The sequence below is a fragment of the Phocaeicola sp. HCN-40430 genome (genome assembly GCF_037890285.1).
GTDB classification, from domain to species: Bacteria; Bacteroidota; Bacteroidia; order Bacteroidales; family Bacteroidaceae; genus Phocaeicola; species Phocaeicola acetigenes.
The window spans coordinates 34,281-56,905 of record NZ_JBBKBS010000008.1; the positions used below are offsets into that span (position 1 = coordinate 34,281).

The following is a 22,625-nucleotide window of genomic DNA, read 5'->3' on the forward strand; positions in this document are numbered from 1 at the left end:
AAATAATAGATTCAGTTTGAATAATTTCAATTCTATAGCTCCATAAAACAAAAAACCTGAGATACATTTCTGAACCTCAGATTTTTCGTTTTATAAACTCATTGATTTGTTTCATAATCATGCTTTCGCTTGGGATTCATCGGGAACCATCCTTTCAACACACGTTGCCGCTGTTCGAACAGCTCCTTAATCGTCCAAAACGAAGAGAAAGAAAAAACTCCTAATAAAGATGACACCAGCAAATTTTGAATAATAATTGAACCAGCCATTCCCATCAGGCCTAACACCAAAAACACCCACCAACAACGAGTGCCCCAATAATATTCAGCTTTGACTACAACCGGATGGAATAAACCGATGATCAGGAAAGTGCATATTCCTATTACCACACCTCCTAAATGACAGGATACAAGCCAGTCCATTATTTCTGTTCTTTAAGAATAGGAATTTCTTTCTTAATACTCTGCTCCAACGAAATCAGTGTTTCTGTAGCAGTTACCCCTGGTATTTCCTGTATCTTTGAGTTCAACAACTCCATCAGATGCTCGTTGTCTGTAGAGTACAATTTGGTAAGCATGGTATACGGACCAGTAGTAAAGTGACATTCCACAATTTCCGGAATCTTTTCCAATTCGGCAACCACACTTTTATACATAGAACCTTTTTCCAGTTTAATACCTACATAAGTACAAGTACTGTATCCCAGGCTTTTGGGGTTTACATGGTATCCTGAACCAACGATTACATTCAGATCTATCAAACGCTGTACACGCTGATGAATAGCTGCACGCGACACACCACATTCTTCCGCTACATCTTTAAATGGAATACGGGCATTCTGAGAAATAATTTCCAGAATCTGCTTGTCAAGATTATCAATTTTCTCCATAAGCAATCTTATTATATCATTTTGTAAGCAAATATAGGAAAACTTTTTACTAATATCCCCTTTTAGCATAAAAAACATATTTTTATAAGACATCTAGTCCAAATTTCTAAAAAAAGTGCAGAATTCCAAGACCATTTTACATAAAAACTAAATTTTCTTAAACAGGAAATAAATTCCCTATAATTTTGCAATACATTATATTATTTATATCTTTGCAGCGAAATGGATGAAAGGTGGAGGGGCGATTAGCTCCTTTTTTTGTTCTTATATAGTTAATGCATGATAGATAAAAATGTTGTTACCCGAATAGTTAACGAATGGCTGGAGGGAAAAGATTATTTTCTGGTCGATATTACAGTAAGTCCAGATGATAAAATCGTTGTTGAGATAGACCATGCAGAAGGTGTATGGATCGACGATTGTGTGGAATTAAGTCGATACATAGAATCGAAATTGAACCGGGAAGAGGAAGATTACGAATTAGAGGTAGGATCTGCCGGTATCGGACAACCATTCAAGGTTCTAAAACAATACCTGATTCATATCGGAACCGATGTGGAAGTATTGGCTAAAGATGGTAAAAAATACGTTGGAGTATTGAGCGACGCCAACGAAGAAAACTTTACGATTACTGTCGAAACAAAAATCAAGCCGGAAGGAGCCAAACGCCCCAAACTGGTAGAGCAAGATATTACTTTTACATACGAAGAAATAAAATATACCAAATACTTAATTAGCTTTAAATAATTATGGCGAAAAAAGAGGAAACTGTCAGTTTAATTGACACATTTTCGGAATTTAAGGAGTTAAAAAACATCGATCGCACAACAATGGTTAGCGTATTGGAAGAGTCTTTCCGCAGTGTGATTGCAAAAATGTTTGGTACAGACGAAAATTATGACGTAATCGTAAATCCGGATAAAGGCGATTTCGAAATATGGCGTAATCGAGAAGTAGTAGCAGATGATGAATTAACTAATCCGAATGCACAAATCTCGTTGACAGAAGCTCGTAAAATAGACAGCTCATACGAGGTAGGCGAAGAAGTAACAGATGAAGTTATATTCGAAAAATTTGGTCGCCGTGCAATTCTGAATCTTCGCCAGACATTAGCTTCCAAGATTTTGGAACTGGAAAAAGACAGTTTATACAACAAATACATAGACAAAGTTGGAACTGTCATCAGCGCAGAAGTATACCAGATCTGGAAAAAGGAAATCTTGCTGCTGGATGATGAAGGCAATGAACTGTTATTGCCCAAAACAGAACAGATTCCGAGTGACTTCTACCGCAAAGGCGAAACAGCTCGTGCTGTCGTAGCTCGCGTTGACAACAAAAACAACAATCCTAAGATTATATTGAGCCGTACTTCTCCAATGTTCCTCCAGCGCTTGTTCGAACAGGAAGTTCCGGAGATCAACGACGGATTGATTACAATTAAAAAGATTGCCCGCATTCCGGGAGAACGTGCGAAGATTGCAGTAGAATCTTACGACGAACGTATCGATCCGGTAGGTGCTTGTGTAGGTGTAAAAGGTTCTCGTATACATGGTATTGTACGTGAATTGCGTAACGAGAATATCGATGTAATCAATTATACATCAAACATCCAGCTGTTTATACAGCGTGCCTTAAGTCCGGCAAAAGTTTCTTCTATCGTAATGCACGAAGAAGAAAAGAAAGCAGAAGTATATTTGAAACCGGAAGAAGTATCTTTGGCTATCGGTAAAGGTGGTCTTAATATTAAGCTGGCAAGTATGCTGACTGAATATACAATTGATGTATACAGAGAATTGGACGAAAATGCAATGGATGAAGACATCTATTTGGATGAATTCAAAGATGAAATCGATGAATGGGTAATCAATGCCATCAAGAGTATCGGTATTGATACAGCAAAAGGTGTATTGAATGCTCCACGTGAAATGCTGATAGAAAAAGCAGATTTGGAAGAAAACACAGTGGACGATGTGCTGAAGATTTTAAAAGCAGAGTTTGAAGAATAGTTTACAGAAACCGGCAAAAACATCGTTCATTGGTGAACAACAGTCGTGAGTAGTAACTTTTTTCAGAACTCTATAAAAAAATTAGATAAACGTATGACGATTAGACTAAATAAAGTAACACGAGATTTAAATGTAGGAATCACCACGGTAGTAGACTTTTTACAAAAAAAAGGATATACTATTGAAGCGAATCCGAATACTAAAATTACTGATGAACAGTATGCTGTACTTGTAAAAGAGTTCAGTAAAGATAAAGATTTAAAAATAGAGTCTGAAAAAATTATTCAGGAACGACAGAATAAAGAACGCAACAAAGCCTCTGTTTCTATTGAAGATCTTCAACCGGAAACAAAAAAGCCTGAAGTAATAGAGACTGTTGTTCCGGATGATGTACGTCCTAAATTCAAACCTGTCGGTAAAATTGATTTAGACAGCTTCAACAAAAAGAAGACGAAACCAGTTGCTACCGAACCTGCTAAAGACGAAGATGTTCATTCTACAGTAGATTCTGCAATCGCAGAAAAACCTGCTGTAACAGAACAGGCTACCCCTAAATTTGATAATATTCAACAAAATAATACAGAAGCAGTCAATAATACGATTACACCATCAAAAGCGGAAGACGTAAACTCAACGACCACTTCTAATGAAACAGTTAAACCGGATACAAAAGAAGAAGATTTGAAACAAGAGGTAATGGAGGAGAAAAAAGAAACCCCAGAAGTACACAATGTGCAGCTTGAGAAAGAAGACGATGTATTTAAAATTCGTCCTACTGAATTTAAATCCAAAATCAATGTAGTGGGACAAATTGACTTGGCTGCACTGAATCAGTCGACACGTCCGAAAAAGAAGACCAAAGAAGAAAAACGTAAAGAGCGAGAAGAAAAGGATAAACAGCGTCAGGAGCAGCGCAAACAAATGAAAGATGCTATCATCAAAGAAATTCGTAAAACGGATGAAAAAGGTGATAGATCTGACTCTGATGATGCTTCAAAGAAAAAGAAACGCAACCGGATTAACAAAGAACGTATTGACATCAATGCTGTAAATACTTCTAACAATGGTGCAGCACGTAATGATCGCGCTAATAAAGGCAATGTTCAGAATACGAACAAACACGCAAATAAAGATCGCTTTAAGAAACCGGTTATCAAGCAAGAAGTTAGCGACGAAGATGTAGCTAAGCAGGTAAAAGAAACTTTAGCACGACTTACTAATAAAGGTAAGAATAAAGCAGCTAAATACCGTAAAGAAAAACGTGAATCTATCCAGAACCGCCAATTGGAACAGGAGGAACTGGAACAGGAAGAAAGCAAGATATTAAAGCTTACCGAGTTTGTGACTGCAAACGAGTTGGCCAACATGATGGACATCTCTGTAACACAAGTTATCTCTACTTGTATGAGTGTCGGTATCATGGTTTCTATCAACCAGCGTCTGGATGCAGAAACAATCAATCTGGTAGCAGAAGAATTTGGATACAAAACTGAATATGTCAGCGCAGAAGTAGCTCAGGCTATCGAAGAAGAAGCTGATGCAGAAGAAGATTTGCAGCCACGTGCTCCGATTGTAACAGTAATGGGACACGTTGACCACGGTAAAACATCTCTGTTGGACTATATCCGTAAAGCAAACGTAATTGCAGGAGAGGCTGGTGGTATTACCCAGCACATCGGTGCATACAATGTGAAACTGGAAGATGGACGTAAGATTACTTTCCTCGATACTCCGGGACACGAAGCATTTACAGCGATGCGTGCTCGTGGTGCTAAGGTTACCGACGTAGTAATTATTATTGTAGCAGCCGACGACAATGTCATGCCTCAGACCAAGGAAGCTATCAACCATGCTATGGCTGCAGGAGTGCCTATTGTATTTGCAATTAACAAAGTTGATAAGCCTAACGCCAATCCGGACAAGATTAAAGAAGAATTGGCTGCGATGAACTTCCTTGTTGAAGAATGGGGAGGTAAATATCAGTCACAAGATATTTCTGCAAAAAAAGGTACTGGTGTACCAGAATTGCTGGAAAAAGTATTGCTGGAAGCAGAAATGTTGGATTTGAAAGCTAATCCAAACCGTAAAGCAACAGGTTCTATCATTGAATCGTCTTTGGATAAGGGACGTGGATATGTAGCAACTGTACTGGTATCGAACGGAACTCTTCACGTAGGAGACATCGTATTGGCAGGTACATACTATGGTAAGGTAAAAGCAATGTTCAACGAACGTAACCAACGCCTGAAAGAAGCAGGACCGGCAGAACCTGTATTGATTCTGGGATTGAACGGAGCACCTGCAGCAGGTGATACATTCCATGTATTCGATACCGATCAGGAAGCACGTGAAATTGCCAACAAGCGTGAGCAGTTGCAACGTGAGCAAGGATTGCGTACTCAGAAAATGCTTACTCTGGATGAAGTGGGCCGCCGCTTAGCTTTGGGTGACTTCCATGAATTGAACGTAATCGTCAAAGGTGACGTAGACGGTTCTGTAGAAGCCTTGAGTGACTCGTTGATTAAGTTGTCAACAGAACAGATTCAGGTTAATGTAATCCATAAAGGTGTGGGTCAGATCTCTGAATCGGATGTTTCTTTGGCAGCAGCTTCAGATGCTATCATCGTTGGTTTCCAGGTACGCCCATCAAGCAATGCAGCTAAACTGGCAGAACAGGAAGGTGTAGATATCCGCAAATACTCTATCATCTACGATGCTATTGAAGAAGTAAAAGCTGCAATGGAAGGTATGTTGGCTCCGACATTGAAAGAACAGGTAACAGCTACTATCGAAGTGCGTGAAGTCTTCAACATCAGCAAAGTAGGTATGGTTGCTGGTGCTATGGTAAAAACTGGTAAGGTTAAACGTTCGGATAAGGCTCGTCTGATTCGTGATGGTATCGTTGTATTTACCGGTTCAATCAACGCTTTGAAACGCTTCAAAGACGATGTAAAAGAAGTTGGAACAAACTTCGAATGCGGTATCAGTCTGACAAACTGCAATGATTTGAAAGTAGGCGACATTATTGAAACTTACGAGGAAATTGAAGTAAAACAGACTTTATAAGCTAATTATATTTATCTAAATAATGTCATCCTGAGCTTAGCGAAGGATCTGCTAATGCCGTTTGGATGTATGCAGTTCTATTACGCACTCAGAATGACATTATTTTTATTAATAAAATGACAACTCTCGACTTTGCAATTATAGGTATTATATTCATCGGAGCAATACTAGGCTTTACCAAAGGATTCATAAAACAACTGTCGTCTATTGTCGGGCTCATAGCCGGATTACTTCTGGCACGTGCCTTGTTTGCTTCTGTTGGAGAAAAACTGGCGGTTGAACTGGGAACCTCTGTTTCTATTGGACAAACAATAGCATTTTTTCTAATCTGGTTAGTAGTGCCTTTAACTATCTCTTTATTGGCTTCCATGTTATCACAAGCTGTAGAAGCCATTCATCTTGGCTTTATAAACAGATGGTTGGGAGCCGGACTGGGTGTCATTAAATTTGCTCTGCTTACAAGCATGATTGTTTATTTCATAGAATACATTGATTCTAAAGATAACTTAATTCAGTCAACCACAAAGAGCAAATCATTGTTATATTATCCGATAAAAGATTTCTCCGGAATATTTATTCCTAAAATTAAAAGTGTAACCAAACAACTAATAGATACTGATATTATATGCTACAAGAACCCAATAAATATGTGAAAGAACTCACTCAGGAGAAGTATAAATACGGCTTCACGACTGACGTTCACACAGATATTATCGAAAAGGGACTGAATGAAGATGTGGTACGGCTTATATCAGCCAAAAAAGGAGAACCGGAATGGTTACTCGAATTCCGCCTTAAAGCATATCGCTATTGGCTGACAATGGAAATGCCGACATGGGCACATCTGAACATCCCGGAAATAGACTATCAGGCTATTTCATATTATGCAGACCCTACAAAGAAAAAGGAAGGTCCTAAAAGTTTAGATGAGGTTGATCCTGAATTATTAAAGACATTCAATAAGTTGGGAATTCCTTTGGAAGAACAGATGGCACTGAGCGGAATGGCGGTAGATGCTGTGATGGACTCTGTTTCAGTAAAGACTACTTTCAAAGAAACACTGATGGAAAAAGGTATTATCTTCTGTTCCATGAGTGAAGCTGTACGCGAACATCCTGACTTGGTAAAAAAATATCTTGGTTCTGTAGTAGGATACCGAGACAACTTTTTTGCTGCATTAAACTCTGCAGTGTTTAGCGACGGTTCGTTTGTATATATTCCAAAAGGGGTACGTTGTCCGATGGAACTTTCTACTTACTTCCGAATCAATGCGGCCAATACCGGACAGTTTGAACGTACACTGATTGTAGCAGATGACGACAGTTACGTATCATACCTGGAAGGATGTACTGCACCTATGCGCGATGAGAACCAGCTGCATGCTGCTATCGTTGAAATTGTTGTATTAGACCGTGCTGAGGTGAAATACTCTACCGTGCAGAACTGGTATCCGGGAGATGCTGAAGGAAAAGGAGGAGTATACAACTTCGTAACAAAACGAGGAAACTGTAAAGGGGTAGACAGTAAACTGTCATGGACACAGGTTGAAACTGGTTCTGCCATTACCTGGAAATATCCAAGCTGTATTCTAAGCGGCGACAATTCCATTGCCGAATTCTATTCTGTAGCGGTAACCAACAATTATCAACAGGCCGATACAGGTACAAAGATGATACACTTAGGAAAGAACACACGTTCTACCATTGTCAGCAAAGGTATCAGTGCCGGAAAAAGCCAGAATTCATACAGAGGCTTGGTTCGTGTGGCAGAAAAAGCAGAAAATGCACGCAACTACAGCCAGTGCGACTCTCTCCTGCTGGGAAGCCAATGTGGAGCACATACTTTCCCATACATGGATATTCACAATGATACTGCCATTGTAGAACATGAAGCAACCACGTCCAAGATTTCAGAAGACCAGGTATTCTACTGCAATCAGCGTGGTATATCAACGGAAGATGCTATCGGACTTATCGTCAATGGCTATGCTAAAGAAGTAATTAACAAGCTGCCCATGGAGTTTGCCGTAGAAGCGCAAAAATTACTCTCCATTTCATTGGAAGGCAGTGTAGGATAATATTAACGAAGAAACAACACGTATGTTAGAAATAAAAGATTTACATGCCACAATCAATGGCAAAGAAATTCTGAAAGGAATCAATTTAACGGTAAAAGCAGGTGAAGTACATGCCATCATGGGTCCTAATGGTTCTGGTAAAAGTACATTAAGCAACGTACTGGTAGGACACCCGGCCTATGAAGTAACAAAAGGAAGTGTGACTTTCGACGGGAAAGATCTTCTTGCTTTAAGCGCAGAAGACAGAAGCCACGAAGGCTTGTTTCTGTCCTTCCAGTATCCGGTAGAAATTCCGGGAGTAAGCATGGTCAACTTTATGCGCGCTGCCGTAAACGAACAGCGCAAATATAAAGGACTTCCGGCTTTATCTGCCAGCGAATTCTTAAAACTCATGCGCCAAAAGCGTGAAATCGTAGAACTGGACAGTAAATTGGCCAATCGTTCTGTAAACGAAGGTTTCTCGGGAGGTGAAAAGAAAAGAAATGAAATATTCCAGATGGCCATGCTGGAACCTAAACTCAGCATCCTCGACGAAACCGATTCAGGCTTGGACATTGATGCACTACGTATTGTTGCAGAAGGAGTAAACAAGCTCAAGACTCCTGAAACAAGCTGTATTGTCATCACTCATTACCAGCGTTTGTTGGATTACATCAAGCCCGATATCGTACACGTACTCTATAAAGGAAGAATTGTAAAAACAGCAGGTCCGGAACTGGCTTTGGAACTGGAAGAAAAAGGCTACGACTGGATTAAAAAAGAATTGGGAGAATAAGCATGAAAGCAGAACAACAATATATTGATCTCTTCTCTCAATGTGAAGCCCTTATCTGCAAGAACAGTACAGAAGTACTCAACGCTCCCCGCGCAAAGGCTTTTGCTGATTTTGAACAGGCTGGCTTCCCCACAACGAAGCAAGAGAAATATAAATATACAGAAGTTAGCAAGTACTTTGCCCCCGATTATGGTTTGAATCTCAAACGACTGGAATTTCCGGTCAATCCGTATGAAGTATTCAAATGCGATGTGCCCAACATGAGTACATCCTTATACTTCGTGGTAAATGATACTTTCTACCAGCATACACAACCTACCGGACATCTTCCGGAAGGAGTGATTTTCGGCAGTTTAAAAGACGTTGCAACCAAACAGCCGGAGTTAGTCAAGAAGTACTACGGCAAACTGGCTGACACATCGAAAGATGGGGTGGTAGCATTCAACACCATGTTTGCACAGGACGGTGTATTCATGTATATACCGAAAAATGTCATTGTTGACAAACCCATCCAGTTAGTCAACATCCTCCGTGCAGATATCAACACAATGGTCAACCGCCGTGTTGTCATCGTGCTGGAAGATGGTGCACAAGCCAAACTGCTTGTATGCGACCATGCTATGGATGAAGTTAATTTCCTTTCTACCCAAGTCGTAGAAGTCTTTGTTGGCGAAAATGCCGTATTCGACTTATACGAACTGGAAGAAACTCATAATAGCACAGTACGCTTCAGTAATCTGTATGTAAACCAGGAGGCGAACAGCAATGTTTTACTCAATGGTATGACACTCCATAACGGTACAACCCGCAATACAACAGAGGTTACACTCTCCGGCCGTGGAGCAGAAATCAATCTGTGCGGTATGGCTATTGCCGATAAAAATGAACAGGTAGACAACCATACTTTTATTGACCACAAGGTTTCAGATTGTACCAGCAATGAGTTGTTCAAATACGTATTGGACGATCAGGCAGTTGGTGCCTTTGCAGGCAAAGTGCTGGTACGTGAAGGTGCACAACACACCTCTTCACAACAAACGAACCGTAACATTTGTGCGACCAAAGAAGCCCGTATGTATACACAACCACAGCTGGAGATCTATGCAGATGATGTAAAATGCTCACACGGTGCTACCGTAGGTCAGCTCGATGAAAATGCATTGTTCTATATGCAACAACGTGGAATCAGCCTGAAGGAAGCACGCTTGTTGCTGATGTTTGCTTTTGTCAACGAAGTCATCGACAACATCCGCATGGAAGCTCTTCGCGACCGTCTTCACCTGTTGGTTGAAAAACGTTTCCGCGGCGAACTGAACAAATGCCAAGGTTGTGCCATCTGTAAATAAATCTGTTTTGACACAAAGAAAAAGTCTGATATGTACGACATACAAAAAATAAGAGAAGATTTTCCTATACTGTCACGCACAGTATACGGCAAACCTCTAATCTACTTAGACAACGGGGCTACAACACAAAAGCCCCGTTGCGTAGTAGAATCAATTACAGACGAATATTATTCCGTCAATTCCAACGTACACCGGGGAGTTCACTTCCTTTCCCAGCAGGCTACAAATCTGCACGAAGCTTCCCGAGAAACAGTACGTAAGTTTATCAATGCACGTTCCACTTCCGAAATCATTTTTACCAGAGGTACTACCGAAAGTATAAACCTCGTAGCATCATCGTTTACCGACAGCCAGATGCAAGAAGGAGACGAAGTGATTGTATCGGTCATGGAGCACCACAGCAACATCGTATCCTGGCAGTTGCAGGCAGCCCGAAAAGGAATCAAGCTGAAAGTCATCCCGATGAACGATCAGGGAGAGTTGCTATTGGACGAATACGAGAAACTGTTTTCTCCGCGTACCAAACTGGTTTCCGTAGCTCATGTATCCAACGTATTGGGAACCATCAATCCAGTAAAAGAAATCACAGCCATTGCACATGCACATCAGGTACCCGTACTTATCGATGGGGCACAAAGTATTCCCCACATGAAAATCGACGTACAAGATATCGATGCCGACTTCTATGTATTCAGTGGTCATAAAATATATGCGCCTACCGGAATTGGTGTACTCTACGGAAAAGAAAACTGGCTCGACAAGCTCCCTCCCTATCAAGGTGGAGGAGAAATGATTCAGAATGTAAGTTTTGAAAAGACTACATTCAACGAACTTCCTTTCAAATTCGAAGCCGGAACTCCCGACTACATCGGTACCACTGCCCTGGCCAAAGCATTAGACTATGTTTCTGCCATTGGAATGGACAATATAGCTGCACATGAACATGAATTAACCATTTATGCCATGCAGCGTTTGAAAGAAATTCCCGGAATGCGTATCTTTGGCGAAGCAAAACACAAAGGAGGAGTTATTTCTTTCCTTGTCGGAGATATACACCACTTCGATATGGGAACATTACTCGACCGATTAGGCATTGCTGTTCGTACCGGACATCATTGTGCCGAACCGCTGATGCACCGCTTAGGTATCGAAGGTACGGTTCGTGCCTCATTGGGATTATACAATACCAAAGAGGAAATCGATGCACTGGTAGCAGGCATAGAGAGAGTACGCAAAATGTTTGGATAAGTAATACACTCCAACCTTTGTTACTAATATTCATTTTTTAATTTATCCTATGAAGAAGCATTTATTCTGGAAAAAAAAGGTTACTGCTTTCAGTTTACTTTTAGCAGGCCTCAGCTCCTTTGTCCATGTACAGGCACAGGAAGCTACACGCAACTATTGGGAAGATGAAACCCGCTTTGAAGAGAATAAAGAAGCAGGACATGCTACTTATATTCCTTATACTTCTACCGCTTCCATGAAAGCGGACAAATATTACGATTTCCCATGGGAAACTCCTACTAAAGCTGCCTATCTGTCGCTCAACGGAGTATGGAAATTCCATTTCGTAGACGAACCATCCAAACGTCCCACCGACTTCTACAAAAAAGGATATGATGTTTCCAAATGGGATAACATTGAAGTTCCGTCAAACTGGGAAATGAAAGGATACGACCATCCTCTTTACGTCAATGTAGACTATCCGTTCAAAGACAATCCTCCTTACATCCAGATGCGCGATGAGTTCAAAGGACAATATGGTGAAAATCCGGTAGGTTCTTATCAACGTACTTTCATGTTGCCTGCAGGATGGGATAAGAAACGTACTTTCCTTCACTTCGGAGGTATTTACAGTGCAGCCTTTGTATGGGTGAACGGAGAATACGTAGGTTACACACAAGGAGCCAACAACGATCACGAGTTCGACATCACTCCTTATGTGAAGAAAGGCAACAACAACGTATCTGTACAGGTATTCCGCTTCAGCGACGGCAGTTATCTGGAAGGACAGGATATGTTCCACATGAGCGGTATCTACCGTGATGTTTATCTGTTCTCTACTCCGAAGACATTCGTACGCGACCACTATATCACCAGCACACTGAACGAAGCTGATCATTATACATCGGGTACTTTCAATGTAGCACTGGACATCGACAACCGCGACGGTAAAGCAGACGAAAAAACTATCGAAGCTGAGTTGCTCGATCCGGAAGGCAAGACCGTTGCTACCTTCTCACAGAATGTACAGTTCAAAAAAGGTGAAAAGCAGCAACAGATTGAGTTCAAGAAAGAAGGTTTGAAAGACCTGAAACTTTGGACTGCTGAAACTCCGGAACTCTATACCGTGATTGTACGTCAGAAAGACAAAAAAGGCAAGGAAGAATCGGTATTCTCTACCAAATACGGATTCCGTCATATCGAAATCAAGAACAGTGTGGTACTTGTAAACGGCAAAAAAGTCTTGTTCAAAGGAGTAAACACACAGGATACACACCCCGAACTGGGTCGTGCCATTGATGTACCTATGATGCTGAAAGACATTCTGATGATGAAACGTAATAATGTCAACACCGTACGTACCAGCCACTATCCACGTCAGGCCAAGATGTATGCCATGTTCGATTACTACGGACTTTACGTGATGGACGAAGCCGATGTAGAGTGCCACTTGAATTGGGCTAACCACAGCGGTGACAAGCTGCACGAATGTATCTCCAGTCAGGAATCATGGAAGCCGATGTTTATCGACCGTACCGTACGTATGGTATACCGCGACCGTAACCATCCGTCTGTATTCTTCTGGTCATTGGGTAATGAGGCCTCTCCTGGTTCCAACTTCTATGCTACTTACGATGCAGTCCGCAAACTGGACAATCGCTACATCCACTACGAAGGATATTACAACGGATTTGGCGATGCCCCCAGCGACTTCGTATCGGTAATGTATCCTACACTGGAATGGATGGTATACAATTCGGATGCCAACCATAACGGTAAACCGACTTTCATGTGCGAATATGCACACTGTATGGGTAATGCCTTGGGTAATTTCAAAGAATACTGGGACATGATTGAACGCAGCAAGAGTGCCATCGGTGGCTGTATCTGGGACTGGGTAGACCAGGCTATCTACGATCCGGCAGAACTGAAATCAGGTAAAATCAAGACTGGTCTGCACAGTGGTTACGATTATCCGGGACCTCATCAGGGTAACTTTGTGAACAACGGTGTGATTACTGCCGACCGTCACGAAACTCCGAAGTTGAATGAAATGAAACATGTATACCAATACATCAAATTCTCCAACTTCAACCCAGCTACTCAGACGCTGAGTCTGACAAACAAATACGATTTCACTAACCTCGACCAGTTCACTCTTTCGTATACAGTACTGAAAGACGGTAAACCGGTAGAAAGTGTACAAAACATCGCTATCCCTGCTACTGCTCCCGACCAGTCTGTTCAGATTGCAGCTCCGGTGAAAGCATTGGAAGCTGGAAGCGAATACTTCATCACTTTCGAAGTAAAACAGAAAGAAGATACACGCTGGGCAAAAGCCGGCCACATTGTAGCATCCAACCAGTTCTGTCTGCAGGAACGCCCGGCTACACTGAAAGCAGTAGAAGTAAGCAGCAAGGCACAGCCACTCAAAGTAGAAGAAACAGCTACAGCTTATACCATTTCCAACAATGTAGTAAAAATGGTATTCGACAAGAAATCTTCTCTGCTCACTGAGTACACATACGGTACCATGGCAGTATTGGCGCCCAACGGTGGATTCGTATACGATAACTTCCGCTGGATTGAAAACGATACCAACACAGACAAAGACAGCAAAGTAAAAGATGCAGTTCCTACCGTAAAAGCTTCGGAAGACGGCAAATCGGTAGTTGTTACCGCTTCACGCGATGCGCTTTGTCCTTACACACTGCAATACACCATCTATGCCAACGGAACAGTAGATGTAAAAGCTACATTCATGCCGGGTCAGGAAGGACTTCGCCGTATCGGTCTGAAAGCCCTCTTTGCCGAAGGTCTTGAAAATGTATCTTACTATGCACGCGGTCCTTGGGAAAACTACAGCGACCGTAAGATGGGTTCTTACTTCGGACGTTACGAAACAACCGTAAGCGACATGCAGGAAGAATACATGCACCCGCAAACCAGCGGCAACCGCGAAGACTTGCGCGAACTGGTGTTCACCAACAAGCAGCATAAGGGTATCCGTATCGAAACAGAAGGACAGGTAGGTTTCTCTCTGTTGCATCACGACGATGTCACCATGTCTGAAACCCGTCACCAGTGGGATTTGAAACCGCTGAAAGAAACCGTAGCCCACTTCGACTATATGCAGCGTGGTGTAGGTAACGGAAGTTGCGGTCCGCAAACCATCGAAAAATACTGGTGTCCGTCAAGTGGTATCTACTCATACACTTTGCGCATCAGTCCGGTGAAATAATCATCATTTAGATACATTTATGAAGGCTGTCTCAACTCACTTTGAGACGGCCTTTTTTGTATCCGGATATTCCATCCCCAGCAATGCAGACAGAAAAGACTGGAGTCTGAATCCAAGACCTCTTGACAAACATATCATGTATATCATGCAACAAGAATAGAAAGGTAGCGACAGGCATGGGAGGCTTTAATCGCCGTCGTTGATTATAAAATCAACGCTGTTGGCTGTACAGCCGACGACGTCGTTCGTGCAGCCGACGTCGTCGAATAAAACGAACGAATAAGACCTTAAACTTATATCTATGGCGATAAGTTTATCCATTCTTTTTCATATGGATAAACCCATTACCGGGACTTTTTTATCCCTCTCCCTATCCCAATAAATACCAACAAATGGTGATTGTGCCGCAACTATGCTTCCCGTAATTTTGCACCGGATTTCAAACAGGTATAAGGTATATGCGATATTTTCTGGTAGTTTTCTTGGCATGTATAAGCATTTTCTGTAAGGCGCAAACCATTACAGTAACCGGACGTATTTTGGAAAGCAGTTCCAATTCTCCCATCGAGTTTGCTACCGTATGGGTAGAGGCAACCGGTTCGGGTGCCATCAGCGACAAAGACGGGCACTTCCGTCTGGAACACATACCAGCATCAAACACCAAACTCACCATCAGTTGCCTGGGATATGCAACCCAGACCTACCTTATCCGCTCTTCCAAAGATAAAAACCCGACTATCTACTTAAAAGAAGCCACACTGGCACTCGATGAGGTCACTGTAACCGCCCGCCGGAAAGCAGACGATGCAACCACAGCCTATACCATCGACCGCACCGTATTAGACCATCTTCAGTCTATCAGCGTGGCCGATGCCATCAGCATGCTCCCGGGCGAACGTACCAGTACCACATACAAACTAACCGAATCACAAAGTATTGCCATACGCGGAGGAAACAGCAGCGAGTTGGGTAATTCCTCCTTCGGTACAGCCGTAGAAGTAGACGGAGTACGTCTTTCCGGCAATGCCACACAAGGCATGTCGGGCACCGATTTAAGAAACATTGGAAGCAACCATATCGAAAGTATCGAAGTCATAACCGGAGTTCCTTCGGTTGAATATGGCGACATAACCAACGGGATGGTCAAAGTAAAAACATTCAAAGGAAAAACCCCATTCCTGTTCGAAGCCAGTGCCCGTCCTCATACACAGGTCTATTCTTTGAGCAAAGGCTTCGACCTGGGTGCACACCGGGGGATGCTCAACACCTCTTACGAGCGTGCCCGTTCGGTATCCGATCTGGCTTCTCCCTATACCTCATACGTACGCAATGCACTCACGCTGAAATACTCGAATACCTTCCTTACTGCCCGTCACAAGCAGGTGGATTTCGATGTCAACCTCAGTGGAAACATCGGAGGGCTCAATTCCGAATCCGATCCCGATGCATTCAACAACACGTACCAGAAGTCGCGCGACAACGCTCTTCGGGGAAGCATCTCGGCCACGTATCTCGCCAACTCAGCCTGGTTGTCCAATTTAAGTGCCGGTCTTTCTTTCTCGTACACCGACAAGCTGTCCGAAGTACGTACCCGCCAGTCCATGGCTTCTACCTACCCCTCCATCCACTCCATGGAAGAAGGTTATTTTGTAGGAGAAAAATACGAAGACAATCCCAACGCCGACATTACCCTCCTTCCCGTAGGGTACTGGTATCAGACAGCATTTACAGACAGTAAACCTCTTACATACAATGCCTATCTCAAGGCCAGATGGGCACACCGTTTCGGAAAAATAAGCAACAACCTTCTTCTTGGAGGAGAATTGAAAGGAGACGGAAATTCAGGAGAAGGAGTCTACTACGAAAACAGACTGACTACCTCCGACTGGCGTGAATACCGCTATAGCGAACTTCCCTTTACCCACAACCTCGCCTTGTATGCCGAGAATGAAATAAAGGTACAGTTCCCCGCCTCGCGCCTCAGCGTAAAGTTCGGACTACGCTCGGATATGACCTTCATCAAAGAATCGGCCTACGGTACCGTAAGCAGTCTGTCTCCCCGACTCAACACCAGTTATACCTTTGCAGAACAGAAAGACGGCTGGTTGCAGGGAATTACCTTGCGTGCCGGATGGGGAAAAGCTGTCAAACTCCCCTCTTTCGACATTCTTTACCCACGCACCACCTACCGCGACCGTCTGGCATTTGCAGCCACCACCACTACCGATGGCACTGCCTACTATGCCTACTACACCCACCCCAGCAGTCTGCAATACAACAAAGACTTGAAGTGGCAATACAACATCATGCGCGAAGTAGGGATTGATGCACGCTTCAAAGGTGTAAAGGCCTCTGTATCGTTTTATTACAATACGATGAATCACCCTTACGCCTCGAACGGAAAAACAGTCTATACCCCCATGGAGTATAAGTTTACCGACCAGTCGGCTCTCGAATCGTGTCCGATTCCTGCTGATGACAGAGTGTATCAGATAGACCGTACAACCGGTATTGTAACCGTAAGCGACAAGACTGGTACCTACCCCTCGCAGCAGTTGGACTATACGGTCATGAACGACTGGGAGACTGCTACCATCAGCTTCAACACATCTTCTTCCAGCCGCATGGGAGTAGAATGGGTATTGGATTTCGATAAAATCAAAGCCTTGAATACATCCATCCGTCTCGACGGTAAATACTACCGCTACAAAGGCATTGACGAAGAATTATATCAGTCGTCCAGTTCGCTTCGCTCGGCCGACGGACAGCCTTATCAGTATGTAGGCTATTACGTGGGAGGGACAGGAAACTACAATGGAATGATTACCAAGCAGCTGAACACCAATCTTACCATTACGACCCACATACCTAAAATAAGAATGATTTTCTCTCTCCGTGTAGAAGGAACATTCATCAACTCCCGCCAGAACCTGAGCGAATACAGCGGAGGTACCCGAAGCTATATTCTGGATGACAGAGACAGTAATCTGCCTTCTGCTTCGGGCGGAAGTATCTACGAAGGCGATCACTATGTGGCTACCTACCCGCTTTATTACGTAAGCAGGGATGACATCCACAACCTGAAGCCTTTCATGGAAACCTATCTTTGGGCTGCACAAAACGATACCCAGCTGTACAATGAACTGAGCAAACTGGTCATGAAAAGCAATTCCGGATATACGTTCAAGGAATGGAAGTATTCTCCTTACTTTTCCGCCAATCTGAATGTAACAAAAGAAATCGGCAAACACATGACCGTATCGTTTTATGCCAATAATTTTTTCGATACCATGCGAAAAATCAAATCATATCATACCGGTACCGACGTCAGTCTTTTCGGCTCCGGATATGTGCCGACTTTCAACTATGGCATTACACTGAAGCTGAAATTATAAACATTAAAGCAATATGAAAAAGAATCTCTATCTCTTGTGCTGCCTGATTCTGGCAGCAGTAAGCTTCGCTTGCAGCGACGACCACAATGAAAACGGATACCAGACCACCGAACTGATAGTAAAACTTGAGTATCCGGAAAGCAGCATTACTCCGGCAGAAAACGTCGTAGTTACGCTGAGAAACTCCGTGAACAACACCGAATACGATGCCAAGACCAATGCCAGCGGAGAGGCTGTCTTCCAGATTCCTTCCGGAACCTACGAAGCATCGGCTACCGAAACCCGGGTAGACGGAACCGATGTAGTGGTCTTCAATGGAGTAAACTCCAATGTAGTGGTCGGCAACCAACCACTCAGCATCACGTTGAAACTGGTGGCATCGAACAGCGGCTCGGTCATCATCAAGGAACTTTACATCGGAGGCTGTCCGGATGATGAAGGAGGCGCAGGCTTCAACTTCGACCAGTCGGTAGTGCTTTACAACAACTCGCCTGTCACAGTCGATATCAGCGACCTCGCCTTTGCCATGGTCAATCCTTACAATGCCACTTCGGCAAACAAGGACTATGTAAACGGAGAACTTTTCTACAAAAACGAAGGATGGACTCCGGCAGGAATGGCTGTATGGCATTTCAACACACAGGTAGAACTGGAATCGGGTAAACAGATTGTAGTCAACATGTGCGGAGCCATCGACAACACCGTCACTTATTCCCAGTCTGTCAACTATGCAAACCCCGACTACTATTGCTTCTACGATCCGTCTTCAGGACTGAGCAATACCAAATACTATCCGGCTCCCTCTTCTGCCATCCCTACTTCACACTACCTCAGTGCAATGGTCTACGGATTAGGCAATGCATGGCCGCTGAGCCAGGTTTCTCCGGCTTTCTTCCTTTTCCGTCCCGAAGGAACAACCTTGCAGGCTTTTGTCGACGACCCCAATACAACAAACAACTACGGCGGAAGTCAGGTGATGGGTAGAAAGAAAGTACCCAATGAATGGATTGTAGACGGTATCGAAGTCTTCAAAGCCGGAGAGTCGGGTGCACTGAAACGTCTGACAGAAGCCGTAGATGCCGGATACATTGAAACTACTGGCAGAATGGGATATACCCTTTACCGCAATGTAGACAAGGCAGCTACCGAAGCCATTGCCGGAAATAAAGACAAGCTGGTCTACCAGTACAGCGGAGGTACAGAAGGCAGTACAGACCCCAGTGGTATCGATGCCGAAGCATCTCTCAAAAACGGAGCCCGCATCATTTATCAGGATACCAACAACTCAAGCAAAGACTTCCACCAGCGTGCCAAGTCGTCGTTGAGAAACTAATCTTCCAACCGAGGAATACGATTTATACATGAGAAAAAAATTTCATTACCTGTTACTTGGGATAGGTGGGGCTTATAGCCTCACCTGTTCTGACATATACGCTGCCGAGCCTCATCAACTGGCAGACTTTGCCACATCCGTGCATCAGGAAACCACGACAGCCGGACACAACCCGGCGTTTCTCACCGTCTTGTCCCTACCTGCACATTTGTCATATCTGCAAGTCTCCGCCCACATTGGCCAAGGCTCGTTTTACAACTACCAGCAAAGCAAGCACCATACCCAGGGAGGTATTCACACCGAATCGTATTACCGTCTGAACCGGAACATCACCCTCTACGGAGCCATGGGCTACCTCCAATCTAAAGGGAAAGATATGGAAGGAACCGCCTTCATCAATCCGTCTGCTCCTTTCCACATTGTAGAAGCCAACTCTTCCAACAAGGGAGACAAGAAGATGGAGACTTATCATCTACAGGGAGGAATAGGCTGGAAGGCACTTCCCCAACTCAGCATCGGAGCTTCCATAGACTATACCGCAGCCAATTATGCCAAATACAAAGACCTGCGCCATAAAAATACACTGATGGACATGCAGGTAGCTGCCGGTATCAACTGGCAGATTAACCAGGCATGGGCTGTCGGACTCTCGTACCACTATCACCGCAACAATGAGGCCGTAGAGTTTGCCACCTACGGCAACAAGGATATCCAGTATTATTCCCTCATCAGTTACGGCAATTTCTACGGACTGAAAGAAGCCTTCGGCGAAAGCGGCTATACCGCAAGCCGTACCCCACTGTTCACCGAATGGCACGGTCTTTCCCTGCAAGGCTTGTGGCACCTCTCTCCTCGCCTGCAATGGTTCAGCGAAGTATTCTTCCATTCTCCCAAGGGCAGGTTCGGCAAAGGCACTTCCACCTCAGTCACCTTTACCACCCACGAAGGTACGGATAAAGGATACAACGGACGCTTGTCTTACCGGAAAGGCAACTGCACCCACATTATAGATGGTGGTATAAGCTGTCATAATCTGAAAAATTACGAGAACTCGTACAAAGAATCTACAGACGAGTCGAACGTCACCCAAATCATTTACTACGGTAGCAATGAAGTAATGGACCGCAAGGAATGGAAAGGCAAACTGGACTATACACTTTATGCCGGTCGGGCAGGTCGGAATCCGAAATGGATTACCGGTATCCGAACCTCGTTTTATGCACGGAATACCACCACTTCCGTATATCCTTATTACCGCAAGCAAGACCTTCATCAGATAGAAGCCATAGCCCATGCCGCACGAAGCATCCCACACCGCAAAGGAGTATATACCCTACGCCTGCAAGCCGGATACGGCACAGGAGGAGGTACCCTGAAAGAAGACGGCCTCTATACTACTCCGGGCAGCAACCAGCAGGCACCCTTCAGCAGAGAAGACCTTCTGCTTCAGGAGTTCGAATATTATACAGCGCCAAGGAGCCTTGCAGGAACCGCCCTGCGCTACGAATATGCCTGGAGCGAAAAGCTGGAACTGTATGGAGAAGTGTCTTATCAGTACACGCGTGCATACCGTACCACACAGACCGGAACAGACCGGCATGATATCGGCTTGCACATCGGATGCCGGTTCTGATGCGTAAGAATACCTACAAATGGGGATGGCGCAGCATTTCCCAATGCACTATTTTTGCAACACTTTTAAACGAACAACATGGATAAAATCATTGAATGCGATAAAATCACACATTATTACGGCAACAGGCTTATTTACAAAGACCTGAGTTTTGAAGTAGAAAAAGGCAAGGTATTAGGTTTATTGGGTAAAAACGGAACCGGGAAAACTACCATTATCAACATCCTGAACGGCTATCTGAAGCCCCGGAGCGGTGTATGCCGGCTTTTTGGCGAAGAAATGGAACACCTCACCCCACAGACCAAAGCACGTATCGGTCTGTTGCTCGAAGGCCACGTACAGCATACCTATTTCAATGTAGGCCAGATTGAGCGTTTCTACAGCGGCTTCTTTCCCAAATGGAACCGCGATGCCTACTACGAACTGCTGAAAAAGCTACAGGTACTCCCCTCCCAAAAACTAAGTACCATGTCTTGCGGGCAGCGCTCACAGGTGGCTTTAGGACTGCTGTTTGCACAAGATCCGGAATTGCTTATTCTCGACGACTTCTCCATGGGGCTCGACCCGGGATACCGCCGTCTGTTTGTAGAATATCTGAAAGAATATGCTTCGGCAGAAAACAAGACTGTATTCCTCACCTCCCACATTATTCAGGACATGGAACTGCTGATAGACGACTGTATGATTATGGACTACGGACGTCTGCTTCTGCACAAACCCGTAAAGGAAATCATGGAAGGATTCCGCCGTTTCCGTTTCACTTCTTCTGCCGATATCCGCTTCGGACAAGACGAAGGCATCTGGAATTGCGAACGCATAGGAAACAACTGGGAACTGTATTCCTTCCTCCCTACAGCAGAAGTCGCTCATAAGCTGAAACAATACGGAATAGAACAGTTTAAAGAAGAAAATCTCTCTTTGGAAGACGCATTTATTGGTTTAACAGGTAAATATTGAATCGTATGAATTTATTTTATGCATTAGGATACAAAGAATGGATAAAGACACGCCGCATTATCGGTGTACTGGTGCTGCTCTTTGCCGCTGTGCTGACCTACACATTTATTGAAATCACATACAGTCTTCGTCTCGAAGGAGCAGTCCATACCTGGTACAGCCACATTTATCAAGGTGTTTCTGTAGCTCCCTGGTTTGCCAGTCTCACACTGCTGGCCGGACTGGTTCTTGCGCTGACACAGTTTGTACCGGAGATGACCAACAAACGGCTGAAGCTCACCCTGCATCTTCCTGCCCAGGAAATCCGTATCATGAGCAGCATGCTGCTGTACGGTCTGTGCGCTCTCTTGCTCCTTTTCTTCCTTTTCGAGGTTGTGCTTGTAGGTATCGGAAGCCTTTATCTGCCGGCCGGTGTGTTGCGCCAGCTGGGCTGGCAACTGCTTCCATGGAGCATGGCAGGTATTGCCGTGTATGGTTTCACCGCATGGGTATGCATCGAACCACAATGGAAACAGCGTATATGGAATGCGCTGACAGGGACAGCAGGTATCGCCATGCTCTACGTATCGCAATATCCCGGTGTATACGCACACTTTCTTGCCGAAAGTATTGCAATCGCCTTTTTGGCCCTTCTTTTTCCGCTTTACTCTTGCGCGCGTTTCAAGAACGGCATCCAGTAA

Annotated in this window: 16 protein-coding genes; 14 read left to right on the top strand and 2 right to left on the bottom strand. The window is 43.9% G+C overall.

Going from position 1 to position 22,625, the window contains the following annotated elements; all coding sequences use genetic code 11:
- Nucleotides 1-98: 98 nt before the first annotated feature.
- Nucleotides 99-422, bottom strand: a complete 324-nt coding sequence (locus tag WKU26_RS05120) for a DUF4491 family protein (protein ID WP_178267242.1) — start codon at nucleotides 420-422, stop codon at nucleotides 99-101.
- Nucleotides 422-889: an Lrp/AsnC family transcriptional regulator gene (locus WKU26_RS05125; RefSeq protein ID WP_178267241.1), complete on the bottom strand. Its 468-nt coding sequence runs from the start codon at nucleotides 887-889 to the stop codon at nucleotides 422-424. The genes WKU26_RS05120 and WKU26_RS05125 overlap by 1 nt, the downstream gene beginning before the upstream one ends.
- Before the next feature lie 279 nt (nucleotides 890-1,168).
- On the opposite strand from WKU26_RS05125, the gene rimP reads away from it, so the two are divergent.
- From rimP to WKU26_RS05195, 14 genes are all read left to right on the top strand, one after another.
- Complete coding sequence (gene rimP / locus WKU26_RS05130) at nucleotides 1,169-1,636, top strand: ribosome assembly cofactor RimP (RefSeq protein ID WP_178267240.1); 468 nt, start codon at nucleotides 1,169-1,171, stop codon at nucleotides 1,634-1,636.
- A gap of 2 nt (nucleotides 1,637-1,638) precedes the next feature.
- Nucleotides 1,639-2,895: a transcription termination factor NusA gene (gene nusA / locus WKU26_RS05135; protein ID WP_178267239.1), complete on the top strand. Its 1,257-nt coding sequence runs from the start codon at nucleotides 1,639-1,641 to the stop codon at nucleotides 2,893-2,895.
- 93 nt (nucleotides 2,896-2,988) lie between these two features.
- Nucleotides 2,989-5,961 carry a translation initiation factor IF-2 gene (gene infB / locus WKU26_RS05140; protein WP_178267238.1) on the top strand — a complete coding sequence of 991 codons (2,973 nt, stop codon included), beginning with the start codon at nucleotides 2,989-2,991 and terminating at the stop codon, nucleotides 5,959-5,961.
- Nucleotides 5,962-6,077: 116 nt separating this feature from the next.
- A complete protein-coding gene (locus WKU26_RS05145; RefSeq protein ID WP_178267237.1) occupies nucleotides 6,078-6,614 on the top strand; it encodes a CvpA family protein in 537 nt (178 codons plus the stop codon).
- Nucleotides 6,587-8,038, top strand: coding sequence for a Fe-S cluster assembly protein SufB (sufB, locus tag WKU26_RS05150; protein ID WP_340321146.1), 1,452 nt, complete (start codon nucleotides 6,587-6,589; stop codon nucleotides 8,036-8,038). The genes WKU26_RS05145 and sufB overlap by 28 nt, the downstream gene beginning before the upstream one ends.
- A 22-nt stretch (nucleotides 8,039-8,060) precedes the next feature.
- Entirely contained in the window at nucleotides 8,061-8,813 is a 753-nt protein-coding gene (gene sufC / locus WKU26_RS05155) for a Fe-S cluster assembly ATPase SufC (RefSeq protein WP_178267235.1), read from the top strand.
- Between the two features lie 2 nt (nucleotides 8,814-8,815).
- On the top strand, nucleotides 8,816-10,159 hold the full coding sequence (gene sufD, locus WKU26_RS05160; RefSeq protein ID WP_340321147.1) for a Fe-S cluster assembly protein SufD: 1,344 nt from the start codon (nucleotides 8,816-8,818) through the stop codon (nucleotides 10,157-10,159).
- Between the two features lie 30 nt (nucleotides 10,160-10,189).
- Nucleotides 10,190-11,407, top strand: coding sequence for an aminotransferase class V-fold PLP-dependent enzyme (locus tag WKU26_RS05165; RefSeq protein WP_269878024.1), 1,218 nt, complete (start codon nucleotides 10,190-10,192; stop codon nucleotides 11,405-11,407).
- 49 nt (nucleotides 11,408-11,456) lie between these two features.
- Nucleotides 11,457-14,627 carry a glycoside hydrolase family 2 TIM barrel-domain containing protein gene (locus WKU26_RS05170; RefSeq protein ID WP_340321148.1) on the top strand — a complete coding sequence of 1,057 codons (3,171 nt, stop codon included), beginning with the start codon at nucleotides 11,457-11,459 and terminating at the stop codon, nucleotides 14,625-14,627.
- Between the two features lie 458 nt (nucleotides 14,628-15,085).
- Nucleotides 15,086-18,022 (top strand): TonB-dependent receptor, encoded by a 2,937-nt coding sequence (locus WKU26_RS05175; protein ID WP_340321149.1) that lies wholly within the window; start codon nucleotides 15,086-15,088, stop codon nucleotides 18,020-18,022.
- A gap of 13 nt (nucleotides 18,023-18,035) precedes the next feature.
- Nucleotides 18,036-19,355, top strand: a complete 1,320-nt coding sequence (locus WKU26_RS05180) for a DUF4876 domain-containing protein (RefSeq protein WP_340321150.1) — start codon at nucleotides 18,036-18,038, stop codon at nucleotides 19,353-19,355.
- A gap of 28 nt (nucleotides 19,356-19,383) precedes the next feature.
- On the top strand, nucleotides 19,384-20,988 hold the full coding sequence (locus WKU26_RS05185; protein WP_340321151.1) for a DUF6850 family outer membrane beta-barrel protein: 1,605 nt from the start codon (nucleotides 19,384-19,386) through the stop codon (nucleotides 20,986-20,988).
- Between the two features lie 78 nt (nucleotides 20,989-21,066).
- Nucleotides 21,067-21,945: an ABC transporter ATP-binding protein gene (locus tag WKU26_RS05190; RefSeq protein WP_340321152.1), complete on the top strand. Its 879-nt coding sequence runs from the start codon at nucleotides 21,067-21,069 to the stop codon at nucleotides 21,943-21,945.
- Between the two features lie 5 nt (nucleotides 21,946-21,950).
- Nucleotides 21,951-22,625, top strand: coding sequence for a hypothetical protein (locus WKU26_RS05195; RefSeq protein WP_340321153.1), 675 nt, complete (start codon nucleotides 21,951-21,953; stop codon nucleotides 22,623-22,625).

What these genes read in the sequence shown, in the direction of transcription:
- WKU26_RS05120 (WP_178267242.1), bottom strand. Translation starts at nt 422, where the DNA reads ATGGACTGGCTTGTATCCTGTCATTTAGGAGGTGTGGTAATAGGAATA.
- WKU26_RS05125 (WP_178267241.1), bottom strand. Translation starts at nt 889, where the DNA reads ATGGAGAAAATTGATAATCTTGACAAGCAGATTCTGGAAATTATTTCT.
- rimP (WP_178267240.1), top strand. Translation starts at nt 1,169, where the DNA reads ATGATAGATAAAAATGTTGTTACCCGAATAGTTAACGAATGGCTGGAG.
- nusA (WP_178267239.1), top strand. Translation starts at nt 1,639, where the DNA reads ATGGCGAAAAAAGAGGAAACTGTCAGTTTAATTGACACATTTTCGGAA.
- infB (WP_178267238.1), top strand. Translation starts at nt 2,989, where the DNA reads ATGACGATTAGACTAAATAAAGTAACACGAGATTTAAATGTAGGAATC.
- WKU26_RS05145 (WP_178267237.1), top strand. Translation starts at nt 6,078, where the DNA reads ATGACAACTCTCGACTTTGCAATTATAGGTATTATATTCATCGGAGCA.
- sufB (WP_340321146.1), top strand. Translation starts at nt 6,587, where the DNA reads ATGCTACAAGAACCCAATAAATATGTGAAAGAACTCACTCAGGAGAAG.
- sufC (WP_178267235.1), top strand. Translation starts at nt 8,061, where the DNA reads ATGTTAGAAATAAAAGATTTACATGCCACAATCAATGGCAAAGAAATT.
- sufD (WP_340321147.1), top strand. Translation starts at nt 8,816, where the DNA reads ATGAAAGCAGAACAACAATATATTGATCTCTTCTCTCAATGTGAAGCC.
- WKU26_RS05165 (WP_269878024.1), top strand. Translation starts at nt 10,190, where the DNA reads ATGTACGACATACAAAAAATAAGAGAAGATTTTCCTATACTGTCACGC.
- WKU26_RS05170 (WP_340321148.1), top strand. Translation starts at nt 11,457, where the DNA reads ATGAAGAAGCATTTATTCTGGAAAAAAAAGGTTACTGCTTTCAGTTTA.
- WKU26_RS05175 (WP_340321149.1), top strand. Translation starts at nt 15,086, where the DNA reads ATGCGATATTTTCTGGTAGTTTTCTTGGCATGTATAAGCATTTTCTGT.
- WKU26_RS05180 (WP_340321150.1), top strand. Translation starts at nt 18,036, where the DNA reads ATGAAAAAGAATCTCTATCTCTTGTGCTGCCTGATTCTGGCAGCAGTA.
- WKU26_RS05185 (WP_340321151.1), top strand. Translation starts at nt 19,384, where the DNA reads ATGAGAAAAAAATTTCATTACCTGTTACTTGGGATAGGTGGGGCTTAT.
- WKU26_RS05190 (WP_340321152.1), top strand. Translation starts at nt 21,067, where the DNA reads ATGGATAAAATCATTGAATGCGATAAAATCACACATTATTACGGCAAC.
- WKU26_RS05195 (WP_340321153.1), top strand. Translation starts at nt 21,951, where the DNA reads ATGAATTTATTTTATGCATTAGGATACAAAGAATGGATAAAGACACGC.